Source organism: Rickettsia koreansis (assembly GCF_046532895.1).
Lineage (GTDB): Bacteria > Pseudomonadota > Alphaproteobacteria > Rickettsiales > Rickettsiaceae > Rickettsia > Rickettsia rickettsii.
This window is the reverse complement of record NZ_WHLZ01000001.1, coordinates 579,765-595,531: the sequence shown is the minus strand read 5'-3', so window position 1 is coordinate 595,531 and position 15,767 is coordinate 579,765. Positions and strand designations below refer to the sequence as shown.

Genomic DNA, 15,767 nt, shown 5'->3' with positions numbered 1-15,767 from the left:
CCAAAGCCTTTACGATACTTCCTCTGACAGCCTGTGGGAGCAGATATTATTAATTCCTCAAGATATTATGCTTTTTCATCGCTCAGTAGGTAAGAATAGTGGATATGCAAAAGAGAATGCTTTGCCTTGGGAAATAGAAAATGCCGCCAAAGCTGCAAATATCCATGAATTTATCGAAAGTTTACCGGAACAATATAACACCATTGTCAGTGAGAGAGGAGTAAAGCTAAGTGGCGGACAGAGGCAACGTATAGCAATTGCCCGTGCTATTCTTAAAAACGCTCCGATTTTGGTTTTAGATGAAGCAACTTCAAGCCTTGATAGCCATACAGAGCAAGAAGTACAAAAATCTATTAATACCATGCTTGATATTGAGAATGTAACAATAATTGCTATAGCCCACAGATTATCTACTATCAAGCATATGGATAGAATTATTGTTATGGATAAAGGCAAGATCGTAGAAGACGGCACTTTTAAGGAACTCTGGGAGCATCAAGTTAACGGGTTTTATTAAGAATATGTAAGGTGTCTCTAGGCAACAAAAAGCTAACTATGAAGTTCATAACCTAATAAAAGGCATTATTACATTTATAATCAAATATTTCATGAAATGTTGTTTTGAATTGCCAATCTTTTTTACAAGATGGACAATTTGAATAATTAGAACGTGCATAGGAGTTTCCTGATACCGGTGCTGCTATAGGATAAAAAACTTTCTTTTTTAAACATTTTTGTATTCGCTTACTCATTTTTCTTCCTTTTATAGAAATATCACTATCTAATTCTGCTAATTGTTTTTCCATTAAAGGTTCTAATGTTTATAGCTTGAAAGCCATAAGCTGTAAGCTGCCGCATAATCATTTTGCCAAGAAGTAATTGTGCCTCCGAGATATCGGTCTTCATTTATTATATGTAAAGGTAGATATCTGTAGATATCTCCCCTCATCTGTACGTAATACAAGCTGCTCTTCATAAGCTTTTGACCATGAAATAGGATATAAATAGAGAAATTTTGCATTTTCAATATCAATAGGTGTTTCACTAACATAGTCTGCTGTTATTTTATAACTAATTATTACGCCAATTGCTCTAATTCATCTTTATCTTTCAATGCATGATAGCTTAAATGTGAAGCATGCAAAGCATCTTTATTAGGAATTACTGCATAAAAAACCAATTTATTTTTTATAGGACTAAAAATTCTCCATTATTTAATATATTACCGTTTTGGTATAAAGAACCGATAAAACTACAAAGTAAATGCCAAGCTTTTCCGTAAGCATTTAATAAGAATTGCTTACTTTTATTAAACGATATAGTAACAAGATATATATTAGACATAGTTTAAATAAAATTTATCTATTTAGCTAAGAATGCTGCCTTTTATAATCTAACTTACTTGGAGTTTATTCCTAAAAAAGCTTGCTATTTAGGAATAAACTCCTAAATAGTTATATTAGTATATAAGTAAAGGATAAAAAACATAATTAATTTTAAACATGCTTTAAAGAAAAGTATAAAATACTACTTTTCAAAGAAAAGAGTTATACCCCTAAGGTTTTTTTGCCTTTAGATTGTTCTTGTTCAACTGTTTGAGTATGAGACTTAACTTGAGGAATTGCAAGATCGACTACATGTTCATATCTAACGCCATTTTCAAATAAAACTTGACCGCATTTATTCACTTGAATAACATCTTCTTTAGAGAATTTATTTAAAATAACTTCCGTGATATTATAAAGGAATTTCCAAGATAGTTCTATTCTTTCTTGTAATGTCAGCGTTTTATTTTCTGGTTTTTGACTATTAAGGGCCATATTTGGCGAATCATCAATATTACCTCCTTCAGCAGGTAATATATTTTTTTTACGTGCTACTATTTTCTTATACATTAAAAATATTAATAATAATGCTAAGCAACCTATGGCAATTAAAATATGAGTATTAGAATTAGACATTATTTTGCTCTTCCTTGTTGTTGAGTTAAGTTGTGTGTTTTAGAAAGTATAGTAACCACTGCTTGACCTATATTAACTAAGTTAGCTATATCAGGAGTTAGCTTTGCAATTGCTAAGACCGGAGGCGGTAATAAGTTAGTTTTTATTGTTAGACTTATAACATTTCCGAGTGCTTGACTTCCTGGTATTACTCTTACTATTTTTTTATGTCGCTTGCAATTTTCGTAGCTTTTTCTGCGGCTTGACATAAGGATTCTATCTTTTCGCTACAAGAAGCTTCTGGATTTAATACTTTTAATAATTCTGTTTTAGCTTCATTTAGATTACCAGAAATAGTATTCTTTACAGAGTTTAATTTGTCAATATTTATATCTTGTGGAATTGCACTTTCAATATTACTTTTTAGTTCTGTTATTTTTTCTTCTACTTCATCTTTGCTTTTTGGTATAGCTTGAGCAGCTTTTACAACATTCTCTAGTGAAGCTTGGTTATTAGGGTTTTTATTTGCTATTTCAATAATTTTTCGAGTCGGTTCTTTTGATATTTCTGAAATTGTGGCAACTTTTTTGGCTTTTTCATAGATGTTTTCAAGCTTCTCATGAGATTTAGCTTTTTCCCTTATTTCTTTTATATCATTATGCAATTTTGTTATTTTTGGCAATAATTTTTTCAGAGTCAATAAGATTATTTACTGTTTCAAGTATTCCGCTTGTTTGTATAAATATTCCAAGCATCGGTATTTGAGTCGATATAACCCCGACTAATATGTTGTCTAATGATTCTATAATTTTTTTAGAAGCGCCAGGATAGAGTTTATCTAATTCTTGCTGAAATTTTAAAATGTGTTCTAAAACATTTAAACATTTTTCTACAATAATCCTGTCAAATAAAAAGATATCTTTTGTTTTTAACTGTTCTTGATATGCTTTCTCAAGCGCTTCAGATAAAGTAGTTATAGATTCTTGGATTGTCCTATTAAAAAGTTTTTCTATTTTCGCTACATCGATATTTTCAGTGTGAGATAATTTATTTAAAGAATTTTGTAAAATATAAAATAAATGATCTTCTAAATCTTTTACATTCATTTTCAAAGATTCAGTAAAACCTTTTAATGTTATTAAAAGTCTTTGTTGTTCTTTAGTGAATTCGCTGAAACTAGAAAGATCAATTATTAGACATAAAATTTTATTTTGTTATCAAATATTAATTAATCTTAAAGCTTTATAACCGTAAAATAAAATGTAAAATAGTTATCATTGCCCTTGAGATTAATTTTTGTTATATTACGTGCTAACATTGCTACAATAGATTTATATTTGTTTTATTAGGATATAGGTATATTCTTGAAAGATTAAACTAATCTAACTAACATATTATCAATTATTCAAGAAATTTATGCGTAAATTAACTACATTTATTGTTACATTATTACTAACTAGTTCGGTTGCAGCAGTTGATTTGCAGGGAGCTTTAACTGAAGGATATAAGAATAATGAGGAGCTGAAAGCTGCTAGAATTAAGTTTTTAGACTCGATTGAGCAGTTTCCGCGAGCTTTTTCGGGGTTTATGCCTAGTGCCGGATTACAGATTAATAGACAACATAATAAGACTAAATATAATAAAAAATATGCTGATAGGCTTGGTCTTACTCCAAGGGAAACAGATAGTGATCAAGGTGCATTAACAATTCAACAGTCTCTATTTAATGGTGGTTCTAGCGTTGCGGCTCTTAAAGCTGCTCAAGCAGGATTTAGAGCTGCACGGGGTGCATATTATGCCGGTGAACAAAAAATATTATTAAATTTAATAACTGCGTATCTTGATTGTTTTGAGAGCAAAGCGAAATATGATATTTCCGAAAGTAGAGTTCGCACTAACATACAACAAGTTAACACCGTTGAGGAAAAATTAAGACTTGGAGAAGCAACGGAAGTAGATATAGCAACAGCAAGAGCGGGGCTTGCAGCAGCAGAAACGAATAAACTAGCTGCTTATGCCGATTTTCAAGGAAAAAAAGCAAATTTTATTAGAGTATTTGGAATAGAGCCGACTAATATAACTATGCCTGAGTTACCTCAAATGTTACCTGCTTCATTAGATGAGTTAACTGGAAGAGCTGCTAAGCTCAATCCTGATATTGATTCGGCAAGGCATAATGTAACTGTGGCTAAAGCTTTAGAAATGGTAGAAAAAGGGAAATTATTACCGCAAGTAAGTGTGCAACTGCAATCCGGTAGAACATACTACAATCCACAAGATGATATAAATGCTAGAAATGTAAATGCTATAAATAATAGAAGCTATACTACTACTCTTTCGGTAAATATCCCTATTTATCCTGAGGGAGGAGCTCAATATTCAAGAATCAGATCGGCTAAAAATCAAACAAGAAATAGTGCAGTTCAGCTTGATAGTGTGATAAAGCAGACCCAAGCAGGGGTTGTAAGCGTATGGGAGGGATTTGAAGCATCAAAATCTCGTATTGTTGCCGCTAATCAAGGAGTGGATGCTGCTCAAATATCATATGACGGTACTGTGCAAGAGGAAATAGTCGGATCTAAAACAATATTAGATGTTTTAACTGCCGAAGAAAAATTATACGAAGCAAAAATAACTCGTGTGGATGCGTATAAATCTTCAGTACTTGCAGCATATCAAATGAAATTGTTAACCGGCGAGCTAACGGCTCAAAGTTTAAAACTTAAAGTAAAATATTTTAGTCCTGAAGAAGAGTTTAAGACTATTAAAAAGAAAATGTTTATAGGTTTCTAACGTGAGTAAGGAAAATAAAAAGAACCAAGATATGTTGATAGAAGACATATTAAAATCGATTAAAGGAGTAATAAACGAGCGTAAAAATCCTATTCATGAAAATGATAGCGAAGATGAAGATGTATTAGAGCTAACGGAAATAGTAAATCAAGATGAAGAAGAAAAGTTAATATCAACTAAATCTGCTGAAGAGGTAGGTGATATTTTTAAAAATTTTACCGATACTATTAAAGATAAAAAGCTGGATAATAATATCTCATCTAAAAATGCACTTGAAGAATTAGTTGTTGAGATGTTAAAACCAGAACTTAAAGCTTGGCTTGATAAAAATCTATCTGTACTTGTTAAAGAGTTAGTAGAGATTGAGATAAAGAAATTGGTGCAGAATAGTAAGAGGTAGGGGAGTGAATGTCATTGCTAGCTAAAAGCGGGGGAGGTGTATTGCTTGTTTATGTCATTCCCGTGGAAGCGGGAATCCAGCAATTAAAAGGTATATACACAGTAAGTTTTAATATTAAAAGCTCGATTTATCTCGCTTTACCCTGGATTCCTGCTTCCGCAGGAATGACATCGAACAACCTCCTGCTATCAAATAAATTATTTAATAAGGTATTATATGTTAAATAAATTATGTAAGATATTATTTTTTATAAATCTATTATTAGTGATAGTTCAAAGTTATGCTTCACCTCCGCCCTTACCGCCATCATTACCGGCTGCTGAAGTAGATACTAAAGATAAGGATGTTCGCTCTAGTGCCGATGTTTCTTTTTTTGATAAATTTAAGCAATTTTTTAGTAAACCAAAAAAGAAAGATATACCCCCTAAACAAGCAAATGAACAAACTAAAGCAGCCCATCAAGAAGAACCAAAGTTAGCTTCCCAAGAGCCTAATGACAATGAACAAGCTGAGCCGTTTATAGATGTCGGTAATACAGCATTGCCTAGTGCTACAAGTGATAACGTTCATGCAAATCCCAGTCATGAAAGTAGTGTAAATTTAGCTTATCATGACATTCAGGAATCTAATGAAGCCGAGGCATCTGAACCTTTTATAGATATTGGTAGTGCAACGTTACCTAGTGTTACAAGTAATGAAATGCATGAAGCACAAGTTGCTTCTAATGAGCATAATGATACAAATTTAGCTTCTAATATTATAACTCCTAACGTACCGAGACCGATAGTATCTATGCCTCCAGCTCAAGCAGGAAGTTATGTAGTGTCTCCGCAGCGACCGGTGCAAATATATAAACCAACCAATTTGCTGCCTGTGCATAAGTCTATTCCGCTTAATCCCCCTTCTGATGCTAATAAAGAGGAAGAAAGCGTAGCACCGCCCTCTATACCTAATATGCCTGCTGTTTCTCCGCCTGTGGTTAACCCGCCGGTAACCCAAGATACTACATCAAGCACTATGCCGACAACAGTACCTCCTGCAGGAACTCCGGCAGTACCTAGTAATGTACCTGCACCTTCGGTAATGCCTACAAATCAACCTTCTACACAGCCTATAACACCGACTAGCCCAAATACACCCGTTACTACTCCGTCTAAAGTAATTCCTACAACCGATTCTTCGGCGGAACTCAATAACTCGCAAGAGACATTTGTAGCTGTTTCAGATGTCCCAAAAAAACAAGATTGGAATACGCCGCTTATACCCGTTGTTGTAGTGAAGCTAAAGCAATTTCAGCCTTTAGAGAAGCAAATTAATAATAATCAAACTACAAATAATCAAGAGAAATCACCTCCGGTAAGCTCTCCAAATGTCACGATTCAAAAACAAGATAATAACGTAAATAATGAAACATCGGAGTTGGTAACAAAATTTGTTAAAGATGAAACACAAATGTTACTTTTACCTGATGATGATATAGTTCTTGGTAAACTAACAGAGCAGGCGACTTTAGAGCAGATGGATATGTATGCATATATAGAGCTGTTCCAAAAGAAAGAAGAATGGATAGCAAGTGCCGAAAGAAGAAAAGTTGTAGAGAGTTTTATTAAATATGATAATGATATAAATAAAAAGAAAGATATTTATGCCAATCTATCTTATTGTAGTGCAGTAGAGAATGCTTTTAGAGCAGTGGATAGAAACAATCTTTTTGGGTTGCGTGCGTTACTTGACGTTTATCCTATATTGCAAGAAAAAGGGAGAAGCGGTGAGACATTACTAACTGCTGCTATTTATAACGATAATTACTATTTAGCAAAATTTTTGGTCATGCGAGGTATTAAAATTTCTACTCTAAATGATGAGTGCCAATATCCATTAGATATTGCATTAGCTCAAGGAAACGCTAACATAGCTTGTATGTTAATCAAAGCTAAGGGATATTGATAAGATTATTTTTATCGTCATTGCAAGCGACTGTAAGGAGCGTGGCAATTTCATGAAATAGTATAAAATCCTGAGATTGCTTCGTCAAAACTTACAGTTTTGCCTCGCAATGACGTAGAGTTTTCAAACAATTTCTTTAAAGCTTAATTGCTTTTCTATGTTAAATAGTTTAATTTAGGAGAGAAAATAATTCATTAAATCTCTAATATATGAGTGATTTATTCAGCTTTAACAAAGAAAAGAAAAATAAGCTAGTCGATAATAACTATAGTGCAAAAGATATTGAAGTATTAGAGGGGCTTGAGCCTGTTCGTAAAAGACCGGGGATGTATATCGGGGGTACAGATTCAAATGCTATGCATCATTTAGTATCTGAGGTGCTGGATAATGCTATGGATGAAGCAGTCGCCGGCTTTGCAAGTATCATCACGATAAAAATGCATCATGATCATAGTATTACTATATTTGATAACGGTCGCGGTATCCCTATTGATAATCATCCTAAATTTCCTGACAAATCAGCTTTAGAAGTAATTTTAACTACTCTTCATTCAGGAGGTAAATTCTCAAATAATGTTTATCATACTGCAGGTGGATTGCATGGTGTTGGAATATCGGTAGTAAATGCTTTATCTAAACATTTAGAAATAAAGGTGTATAAACAAGGTAAATTATATAGCCAAAGTTATTCTAAAGGAGAAAAATTAACTGATTTAATATGTGAAGAAGCATCTAAAAGGCTAAGAGGTACATCAATAAATTTCACTCCCGATCCGGAAATTTTTAGTGAAAAATTACATTTTAATCCTAAAAAGATTTATGAGCTTGCAAGGTCAAAAGCTTATTTATATCGCGGTGTTACTATAGAATGGGCATGCGAAGTAGAAGTACCGTCAGATATACCTAAAAAGGCATTAATAAGTTTCCCGAACGGTTTAAAAGATTATTTAAGTTCAAAAATAACTTTAGATAATTTAGTTATTCCGGGAATTTTTGCAGGTAATATAGAGTCTACGCCAGACAGGATAAAACTTGAATGGGCGATTTGTTGGCAAAATAACGATAGTTCGGCATTTATTCAATCATATTGTAATACTGTTCCGACTCCTCAAGGAGGAACACATGAGCAAGGACTTAAGTCGGCTATTTTACGTGGGCTTAAAGCATATGGTGCAATGATAGGGAATAAAAAAGCTGCTAATCTAACTATTGAGGATATTTTAGAAACCGCAAGTGTCGTACTTTCTATTTTTATAGCTGAGCCGTCTTTTCAAGGACAAACTAAGGAAAAATTAGTATCAAACGGTGTAAGTAAACCGGTCGAGAATATAATAAAAGATCATTTTGACCATTTTCTTAGTAGCGATAAAGCTTTAGCTACTAATTTACTTGAGCATGTAATTAGTATTGCTGAGTTTAGAATCAGTAAGAAAAACGAAAAAAATATTTCCCGTAAAAATGCCATTCAAAAATTACGTTTACCCGGTAAACTTGCCGATTGCACACGCACTTCACCTGAAGGGACGGAATTATTTATTGTAGAAGGTGATTCGGCAGGAGGCTCTGCAAAACAAGCACGTAATAGAGAAACGCAAGCAGTATTACCGCTATGGGGTAAAGTTCTAAATGTTGCAAGTTCTACGCTTGAGAAAATCGTTAATAATCAAGCAATACAAGATTTAGAAATAGCTCTTGCCTGCGGTAGTTTAAAGAATTATAAAAAAGAAAATCTGCGTTACGAAAAAATAATTATTATGACTGATGCAGATGTTGACGGTGCTCATATAGCTTCGCTATTAATGACTTTCTTTTTTTTACGAATGCCGAAATTGGTAGAAGAGGGGCATTTATATCTAGCTAAGCCTCCGCTTTATCGTTTAACGCAGTCTAATAAAACTTATTATGCAGGCGATGAAGAGGAAAAAGCTAAGTTAACGGATAAATTATTAAAAGCTAGTAAAGCTAAAATTGAAGTAGGTAGGTTTAAAGGTCTTGGTGAAATGATGCCTGCACAATTAAAGGAAACTACTATGCATCCGGAAAAAAGATCGCTTTTAAAGGTAACTTTAGAAGATTTTCAAAATGTTGATAAAATAGTAGATGATTTAATGGGTAAAAAGCCGGAAAAAAGATTTCAATTTATTTATGAACAGGCTTTAGTTAAAATGGATAAAATTATTAGTGAGCTGGATATTTAATCGTTATTGCGAGGAGCCGTAGGCGACGCGGTAATCTAGTTAAATATCCTGAGATTACTTCGTCAAATTACTTCGTAATTTTCCTCGCAATGACGCTTTGCTTAAAAAACACACATATTTGGAGTATTATGTTATTACGTTTAATTATAACACTATTTTTTATTATAAATTCTATTTGTGCATTTGCAGAAGGAGAAAAAGAAACTGAAAATAAAATATCAAATCAGGAAGCTTATAAGCAATTTCAAGACGTATTTGAACGTATCGAAAAGGCTTATGTACAGGTACCCGATAGGCAAAAAATGATAGATGAAGCAATTAACGGTATGTTAAACTCACTTGATCCTCATTCAAGCTATTATACCGATGAAGATTTAGAAGATATTTTTACTTTTACAAAAGGTGAATTCGGCGGAATCGGTGTTGAAATAATGTATGATAGTGGAGTAATTAAGGTAATATCGCCTATTGACGATTTGCCGGCTTTCAAAGCAGGGCTTAAAGGTGGGGATTATATAGTAGGCGTGAATGACGAGTTAGTCTCTACGCTTGGTCCTAATAAAGCTATAAAAGAGATGCGAGGTACGCCTGGTACTAAGGTTAAATTGTTGATAATTAAGGAAGAAGAGGCAAAACCGCAAGAGCTAGAGCTTACTCGCGAAATAGTAAAAATCAAGCCGATAAAAGCACATTTAGAAAAAAATAATATTGCATATATACGTATAACTACTTTTAATGAGTCAACAATTTCTGAGCTGAAGGCAGCAGTAAAGAAGTTAAAAACTGAGAGTAAAGATGACCTTAAAGGTATAATTCTAGATTTACGTAATAATGCCGGAGGTATACTCGATCAAGCTATTGCTGTTAGTGATTATTTTATTGATTCCGGTGTAATTGTAACAACAAAAGGTAGAACTACATCAAGTAATAGCGAAACTAAAGCAAATGAGTTTTCGTTAAAAGCTCCCAAAGTACCTATGATAGTTTTAATAAACGGTAATTCTGCATCTGCCTCGGAAATAGTTGCCGGAGCTTTGCAAGATCATAAAAGAGCAATAATACTTGGCACTAAGTCTTTCGGTAAAGGATCAGTTCAGGCTTTAACGCAAATCAATTCTAGGGCTGCCGTAAAACTGACTATATCTAAATATTACACCCCAAGCGGTCGTTCTATTCAAGCAGAAGGAATAGAGCCTGATATTTTAATTGAGCCGGCGAAAGTTGAGTATCCAGAAGTGAAAAAAATAGATAAGCGTTTTTCTGAGAGTTCTTTAAAAAATTATTTGAAGAATGATAATGAAAAAAACAAAGATAGCAAAAAAGAAACAAAAGCCAAAAATAATAAACAAGAAGAGAATGAATTATCGGAATTATACAAAAAAGATTATCAATTTGCTCGTGCTTATGATGTAATTACAGGGTTGATTATTAATAAGAAGCTGGAAACAAAAGAGAGAGTTAAACAAGAAGATAAGTAGAGAGGATAATATCATTTTCGGTTGTGCTGCATGTATAGATTCTTCGTCATAAGCTACGGAAAAACTGTAAGTTTTGTACGTATGCAATCTCAGGAACCCTGGTTTATGAGATTGCCACGCTCCTTTTAGTCACTCACAATGACGATTTGGTATGCGAGCAAGCCTTCCGCAGGGATGACATCAGTTGAGTTAAAAATAACTACTAGGTCTTATAATTAATAAGTATATAGTAAGATCGTCATTCATTATATTGTTTCTTAATATTGTCATAAATATGATGTTTTATCGTTATTTTATGATAAAAGAAATGATAGTAAAACAAGTGGCTTTGGAACATACTAAAATTGTAGAACTTTACACTGATAATATTTGGAATACTCATCAGAACGTAATCAGTAAATTACACAAATTCGATTATTTAAAACTATTACAAGATCAAGATTTTATTAATTTTGCAAAGATTACCGCTCAATGGTTCACCAATCTTAATATTAATATTTCTCTCTACGATCTCAAAGGTAATAAATTCATCACTAGTAATATGTTACATATGTATAGTGTAGACAATTATAAAGATGATAGTTTGGTTGAGATAGTTACCGCAAAAATCGATAAATTTTTTTTAAAATCCTTTACTTCAAAAGCTCCGCTTCGAGATGCTTTTGAAGGTATTACAAGTCATATATTATTACCAAGGGTAATAATAGAAAATGAAAGTGATTTAACAGTGGAAGAGGCTTCTTTTGTTACTAGCTATATCCCTGTTATAAATAATAATTTAGATTTTCCCGTAGATGCAGTATTTGAGATTAACACTAATATTACCAGCCAGTGGCAAAATATAACCTCTCTTGAGCAAAAGGTTTTTATAACTTTTATCATTATTTTTATAATATTCTGCACTATAATTATTAGTAATAATAACTATGCTAGACAAATTATTGAGGAGCAGCTTGAAACAAATAGAAATTTAAAAGCTCAAATAGTAAAAGTAGAAAAAACCAGCTCTTCAAATACAAAGTTTTTTGCTAATATTAGTCATGAATTGCGTACACCGCTTAATGCTATAATAGGCTTTTCTGAAATTCTTATGTCGGAAAGAGATGCAGAAAAAAGTAAAAATTATATTAAAGATATAAATGATGCCGGTAAGCATTTGCTTAGTATGATTAATGATATTTTAGATCTTTCTAAAGCTTCTGCCGATAAATTAAAAGTAGATAGTATAGATCTTGATTTAAATAAATTAATTAGTTCTTCGCTGATACTTGTTAAGCCTCGTGCCGATCAAGCCGAAGTGGCTTTAATTAGCAGATTACCGAAAGAGCATGTGGTTATAAAGGCTGATCCAAAAAGGCTAAAACAAGTATTCTTAAATCTTTTATCAAATGCCGTGAAATTTACAAATTCCGGAGGCAGTGTTACTATTGCACTTGAAAAAGATGAGTTAGCAAAATTAGTATATATAAAAGTTATAGATACCGGTATCGGTATTGAGGAAAAAGATATCCCAAAAACTTTATCGGCGTTCGGTCAAATTGATAGTGAGCTTAGTAGAAAATATGAAGGTACCGGTCTTGGGTTGCCGCTTACTAAAAAGCTGGTTGAACTTATGAACGGTAAATTTGATTTGCAAAGTAAGATAAATGAAGGTACCACCATAACAATAACTTTTACATATGACTGTAGTATTGAAATATAAAAAATTGTGTGGAATATTAAAAAAATTTCGGTATTATAAAAAAATTATAAATTTTTAAAAAATATATGAAACTGATTGTCTTATTATTTACTTTTTTATTTTCTATGTTTTCTTTCGGAGAAAGCGAAACTATTAAAGGAAAGCCTTTAAAATATGCAGCAAATAATGATTTTGAAAATAGACTAGATGAACAGGAACAGGAAATCAGAAGGCTAATCGGTAAAGTTGAGGTTTTACAGCATAAAATTGATATGCTAACACAGAACTCAAATATTTCAAATCAAGAAGAAAATACTGAAGTTTTAGAAGCCGGTGATTCAAAAAAACAAGATGTTTTTGATATAGCTTTGCTTAAAGATATGCCGGATAATGCGCCTAAAAAACCTATTGCGGTTAATAAGGATATAGCTCCTGATAAGCAAGCCTACGATTTGGCTCTTGCTGCTTATAAAGATAATAAACTTACTGAAGCAAAAGATAAGTTTAAAAATTTTATCCAAAAATATCCTAACAGTTCGCTAATTAGTAATGCTTATTTCTGGTATGGGGAATGCTTTTTTAAACAAAAAGACTATAACGGGGCAGCGGTTAACTATTTAAAAGGCTATAAAGAGTTACCGAAAGGTGCAAAATCTTCTGATGGGTTATTGAAGTTAGCACTTTCCTTAGGCGAACTAAAAAAAACTCAGGAAGCATGTAATATGCTTGCTAAGTTTGATAAGGAATTTCCAACTAATAGAACTGCTGCATCCAAGAAAATGGCAGAAGATGCTAAGATTAAATTTGGCTGTAAAAATAAATAAAAATAATAAAATATGACTGATATTTTGGATGAAGTACTGAGTGATCAAAATGAAGAAAAAAGGTTAATTTTTTTCAAAAAGCTTTTACCTATAATAATAATCATTTCTATAATAGCTATTACTATAATGGTTGTTATTAATAATAATAAAGATAAAAGAATTAAAAATAACCAAAAAAACGGAGATATTCTTGTTAAGACTGTTGGTTTGGAAACAACAAAAGATAATGAAGAATTAGCTTTTAATACTTTAGAGAATTTAGTTACTACTAGTAATACTAAAATCAAAGAAATAGCTGCATTAGAACAAGTAGCCATAAAGATTTCAGAAAAAAAATATTCAGAAGCGAAAGACCTGCTTAATAAAATTATTGAAAATAAAGAATATTCCGAAATTTCTACTTCTTATGCACGTATTTCATGGTGTAGTCTTGTTATTGATGATCACAATCTAGATATTCAAGATAAAGAGAAATTGACCAAATATTTAAACTATTTTGATGACGAGAAAAAACCTTTTTGGGCTACAGCAACTATTATAAAAGCTATGTGGGATATTAAGAATAATATGAAACCGCAAGCAGAAAAAAATCTAAAAAATTTATTAATTTCAAATAATGTATCTGATCTAATAAAAGATCAGGCTAAAGCATTGCTTGTAAATTTAAATAAATAATAATTCGTACTTAAGGAAAAATATGACAAAAAAAATAGCACTTCTGTTATTACCGTTTATTTTAATTTCATGTAACGGGCTTGGACCAAAAAGGGTAAAAAATATTGTTGAGTTGACTCCTAAATTAGCAATGCAGACTCATGAGCCTATATATTTAGATTCTAATGCAAATATATATGCATTTAATGCAAATATGCTTAAGAATAAACAGTATAGTTTCGCTAGAAGTAAAACGATTACCGAGCCGGTTTTTATAGGCGATATGATTTATGCATTGGATATTAGATCGAATATTTCTGCATTTTCTATAGAGAAAAATAAGATTATTTGGTCTTATAATTTAAGTAGACATAAAAAAGATAATTATATAGGCGGCGGCATTTTACACCATAACGGAAAATTATACGTAACATACGGTTCAAGATTGTTAGTAGTGTTAGATGCAAAATCAGGTTATGAAATAATTAGAAAAGAACTTCCGGATATTATTAGAATTAAGCCTATTGTGCTCAATGATAATACTGTCTTAGTGCAAACTATCAGTAATCAAACTATTGCTTTAAATGCAGAAACTTTAAAAACCGTATGGGAACATGAAAGCCTAGCGGAAGTTTTGTCGGCTAGTTACTTTATGACGCCGATAGTACAGTATGACAATGTAATAGTAACTTATAATTCCGGGCAAATACTTGCCTTAAATATAACAAACGGTGAAGTAAAATGGAATTTTGAGTTTGCAAATCTTAATGATCGTACAGCTATACCGAATTTTGACGAATCAAGTATTTTATGTACTCCAGTTCATGATAATATGAATCTGTATATAGCAACCGGTCTTGGTAAGCTTATTAAGCTTAATGTAGCAACCGGCAGTGTGATTTGGCAGGTAAATGCCGAGGATATTCAATCAATGTCTTTAATCGGTAATAGCCTATTTGTAACAAATAATGCTAGACAAATAGCAGCATTTAATCCTGAGACAGGGAAAGTAAAGTTTGTAGCTGATTTAAATGATGGACAAGATCCTAAGAAACTAAAATCTGCTGCTTTTTTAGTACCTTTTGTTGGAGTTAATAATAACAATAAGCGAAGTTTAAATGTTATTTCCGTTAACGGTGTTTTATATAGTTTTGATGTTGATAATAATGGATTAAACATGATACCTCATATTGTCAAAATTATAAAAAATATTCGTTATTATGGGCTAAGAGCAAATAATAATTTATATTTTTCTACCGATAGAAAAATAATATTCGGAAGTAAATAAATTATATTTAGCTTGACAGATAGCGGGTATTAATGCTATTAAATATGTTGCTTGATTCTTTAATTTTAAATTCTAATTAAAAAGATACTATTGTGAAAACTTACTCGGCAAAGCCATCGGAAATTGAAAAGAAATGGTGGGTCATAGACGCAAAAAATATTGTACTAGGACGACTCGCTAGCAGAGTTGCTAATATGCTACGCGGTAAGCATAAGCCTAGCTTTACACCTCATTTAGATTGTGGTGATAATATAATCATAATAAATGCGGAGCATGTAAAATTAACAGGTAAAAAAGCAAATCCCAAAGACGGAAAAATATATTACAGATATACAGGATTTCCAGGTGGGATAAAAGATACTACGGCAGGTAAAATCTTAAATGGTAAACACCCTGAGAGAGTTATTAAAATAGCCGTAAAAAGAATGATTACAAGAAATGTTTTAGGTGCTAAGCAAATGAGTAATTTGTATGTTTATGCAAATGGTGATCATCCTCATATGGCACAGCAACCTACTGTTTATGATTTTGCAAGCCAAAATCCAAAAAATAAAAAGTAATAGA

18 protein-coding genes are annotated in these 15,767 nt (G+C 32.1%); 12 read left to right on the top strand and 6 right to left on the bottom strand.

From position 1 onward, the window contains the following. Positions 1-31 precede the first annotated feature (31 nt). The gene (locus GCO76_RS03435; protein WP_410956470.1) at positions 32-517 is read left to right on the top strand and encodes an ATP-binding cassette domain-containing protein; all 486 of its coding nucleotides are present in this window, start codon (positions 32-34) and stop codon (positions 515-517) included. Positions 518-569: 52 nt separating this feature from the next. On the opposite strand, the gene GCO76_RS03430 is transcribed toward GCO76_RS03435, so the two are convergent. The 6 genes from GCO76_RS03430 to GCO76_RS03405 all read right to left on the bottom strand — a co-directional run bounded on the left by GCO76_RS03430 (position 570) and on the right by GCO76_RS03405 (position 3,046). Then, positions 570-806 carry a DUF2310 family Zn-ribbon-containing protein gene (locus GCO76_RS03430; protein ID WP_410956172.1) on the bottom strand — a complete coding sequence of 79 codons (237 nt, stop codon included), beginning with the start codon at positions 804-806 and terminating at the stop codon, positions 570-572. Between the two features lie 382 nt (positions 807-1,188). Beyond that, positions 1,189-1,344, bottom strand: coding sequence for a hypothetical protein (locus tag GCO76_RS03425; RefSeq protein ID WP_410956171.1), 156 nt, complete (start codon positions 1,342-1,344; stop codon positions 1,189-1,191). 203 nt (positions 1,345-1,547) lie between these two features. Then, complete coding sequence (locus tag GCO76_RS03420) at positions 1,548-1,961, bottom strand: DUF2660 domain-containing protein (protein ID WP_410956170.1); 414 nt, start codon at positions 1,959-1,961, stop codon at positions 1,548-1,550. After that, complete coding sequence (locus GCO76_RS03415; protein WP_410956169.1) at positions 1,961-2,209, bottom strand: hypothetical protein; 249 nt, start codon at positions 2,207-2,209, stop codon at positions 1,961-1,963. The genes GCO76_RS03420 and GCO76_RS03415 overlap by 1 nt, the downstream gene beginning before the upstream one ends. Beyond that, a complete protein-coding gene (locus tag GCO76_RS03410; protein ID WP_410956168.1) occupies positions 2,158-2,622 on the bottom strand; it encodes a hypothetical protein in 465 nt (154 codons plus the stop codon). Before GCO76_RS03410 ends, GCO76_RS03415 begins: the two co-directional genes overlap by 52 nt. Continuing rightward, positions 2,597-3,046 carry a hypothetical protein gene (locus GCO76_RS03405; protein ID WP_410956167.1) on the bottom strand — a complete coding sequence of 150 codons (450 nt, stop codon included), beginning with the start codon at positions 3,044-3,046 and terminating at the stop codon, positions 2,597-2,599. The genes GCO76_RS03410 and GCO76_RS03405 overlap by 26 nt, the downstream gene beginning before the upstream one ends. Before the next feature lie 310 nt (positions 3,047-3,356). Between GCO76_RS03405 and GCO76_RS03400 the strand changes: the two genes are divergently transcribed. From GCO76_RS03400 to rplM, 11 genes are all read left to right on the top strand, one after another. Continuing rightward, positions 3,357-4,733 (top strand): TolC family protein, encoded by a 1,377-nt coding sequence (locus tag GCO76_RS03400; protein ID WP_410956166.1) that lies wholly within the window; start codon positions 3,357-3,359, stop codon positions 4,731-4,733. Position 4,734: 1 nt separating this feature from the next. Then, on the top strand, positions 4,735-5,133 hold the full coding sequence (locus tag GCO76_RS03395) for a DUF2497 domain-containing protein (protein ID WP_410956165.1): 399 nt from the start codon (positions 4,735-4,737) through the stop codon (positions 5,131-5,133). A gap of 8 nt (positions 5,134-5,141) precedes the next feature. Beyond that, entirely contained in the window at positions 5,142-5,360 is a 219-nt protein-coding gene (locus GCO76_RS03390) for a hypothetical protein (RefSeq protein ID WP_410956164.1), read from the top strand. After that, positions 5,350-7,080 (top strand): ankyrin repeat domain-containing protein, encoded by a 1,731-nt coding sequence (locus GCO76_RS03385; RefSeq protein WP_410956163.1) that lies wholly within the window; start codon positions 5,350-5,352, stop codon positions 7,078-7,080. Before GCO76_RS03390 ends, GCO76_RS03385 begins: the two co-directional genes overlap by 11 nt. Before the next feature lie 209 nt (positions 7,081-7,289). After that, a complete protein-coding gene (gene parE, locus GCO76_RS03380; protein WP_410956162.1) occupies positions 7,290-9,278 on the top strand; it encodes a DNA topoisomerase IV subunit B in 1,989 nt (662 codons plus the stop codon). Positions 9,279-9,406: 128 nt separating this feature from the next. Further along, the gene (locus tag GCO76_RS03375) at positions 9,407-10,756 is read left to right on the top strand and encodes a S41 family peptidase (RefSeq protein WP_103897202.1); all 1,350 of its coding nucleotides are present in this window, start codon (positions 9,407-9,409) and stop codon (positions 10,754-10,756) included. A gap of 274 nt (positions 10,757-11,030) precedes the next feature. Next, positions 11,031-12,458, top strand: a complete 1,428-nt coding sequence (locus tag GCO76_RS03370; protein WP_410956161.1) for a sensor histidine kinase — start codon at positions 11,031-11,033, stop codon at positions 12,456-12,458. A gap of 65 nt (positions 12,459-12,523) precedes the next feature. Continuing rightward, positions 12,524-13,261 carry a tol-pal system protein YbgF gene (ybgF, locus tag GCO76_RS03365; RefSeq protein WP_103897204.1) on the top strand — a complete coding sequence of 246 codons (738 nt, stop codon included), beginning with the start codon at positions 12,524-12,526 and terminating at the stop codon, positions 13,259-13,261. Between the two features lie 12 nt (positions 13,262-13,273). Continuing rightward, on the top strand, positions 13,274-13,936 hold the full coding sequence (locus GCO76_RS03360) for a DUF2659 family protein (RefSeq protein WP_014014015.1): 663 nt from the start codon (positions 13,274-13,276) through the stop codon (positions 13,934-13,936). A 22-nt stretch (positions 13,937-13,958) separates the two neighbouring features. After that, positions 13,959-15,203 carry an outer membrane protein assembly factor BamB gene (locus GCO76_RS03355; RefSeq protein ID WP_410956160.1) on the top strand — a complete coding sequence of 415 codons (1,245 nt, stop codon included), beginning with the start codon at positions 13,959-13,961 and terminating at the stop codon, positions 15,201-15,203. Positions 15,204-15,295: 92 nt separating this feature from the next. After that, positions 15,296-15,763, top strand: a complete 468-nt coding sequence (rplM, locus tag GCO76_RS03350) for a 50S ribosomal protein L13 (protein WP_410956159.1) — start codon at positions 15,296-15,298, stop codon at positions 15,761-15,763. Positions 15,764-15,767 lie beyond the last annotated feature (4 nt).

What these genes read in the sequence shown, in the direction of transcription:
- GCO76_RS03430 (WP_410956172.1), bottom strand. Translation starts at nt 806, where the DNA reads ATGGAAAAACAATTAGCAGAATTAGATAGTGATATTTCTATAAAAGGA.
- GCO76_RS03425 (WP_410956171.1), bottom strand. Translation starts at nt 1,344, where the DNA reads ATGTCTAATATATATCTTGTTACTATATCGTTTAATAAAAGTAAGCAA.
- GCO76_RS03420 (WP_410956170.1), bottom strand. Translation starts at nt 1,961, where the DNA reads ATGTCTAATTCTAATACTCATATTTTAATTGCCATAGGTTGCTTAGCA.
- GCO76_RS03415 (WP_410956169.1), bottom strand. Translation starts at nt 2,209, where the DNA reads ATGTCAAGCCGCAGAAAAAGCTACGAAAATTGCAAGCGACATAAAAAA.
- GCO76_RS03405 (WP_410956167.1), bottom strand. Translation starts at nt 3,046, where the DNA reads ATGAATGTAAAAGATTTAGAAGATCATTTATTTTATATTTTACAAAAT.
- GCO76_RS03400 (WP_410956166.1), top strand. Translation starts at nt 3,357, where the DNA reads ATGCGTAAATTAACTACATTTATTGTTACATTATTACTAACTAGTTCG.
- GCO76_RS03390 (WP_410956164.1), top strand. Translation starts at nt 5,142, where the DNA reads ATGTCATTGCTAGCTAAAAGCGGGGGAGGTGTATTGCTTGTTTATGTC.
- GCO76_RS03385 (WP_410956163.1), top strand. Translation starts at nt 5,350, where the DNA reads ATGTTAAATAAATTATGTAAGATATTATTTTTTATAAATCTATTATTA.
- parE (WP_410956162.1), top strand. Translation starts at nt 7,290, where the DNA reads ATGAGTGATTTATTCAGCTTTAACAAAGAAAAGAAAAATAAGCTAGTC.
- GCO76_RS03375 (WP_103897202.1), top strand. Translation starts at nt 9,407, where the DNA reads ATGTTATTACGTTTAATTATAACACTATTTTTTATTATAAATTCTATT.
- GCO76_RS03370 (WP_410956161.1), top strand. Translation starts at nt 11,031, where the DNA reads ATGATGTTTTATCGTTATTTTATGATAAAAGAAATGATAGTAAAACAA.
- ybgF (WP_103897204.1), top strand. Translation starts at nt 12,524, where the DNA reads ATGAAACTGATTGTCTTATTATTTACTTTTTTATTTTCTATGTTTTCT.
- GCO76_RS03360 (WP_014014015.1), top strand. Translation starts at nt 13,274, where the DNA reads ATGACTGATATTTTGGATGAAGTACTGAGTGATCAAAATGAAGAAAAA.
- GCO76_RS03355 (WP_410956160.1), top strand. Translation starts at nt 13,959, where the DNA reads ATGACAAAAAAAATAGCACTTCTGTTATTACCGTTTATTTTAATTTCA.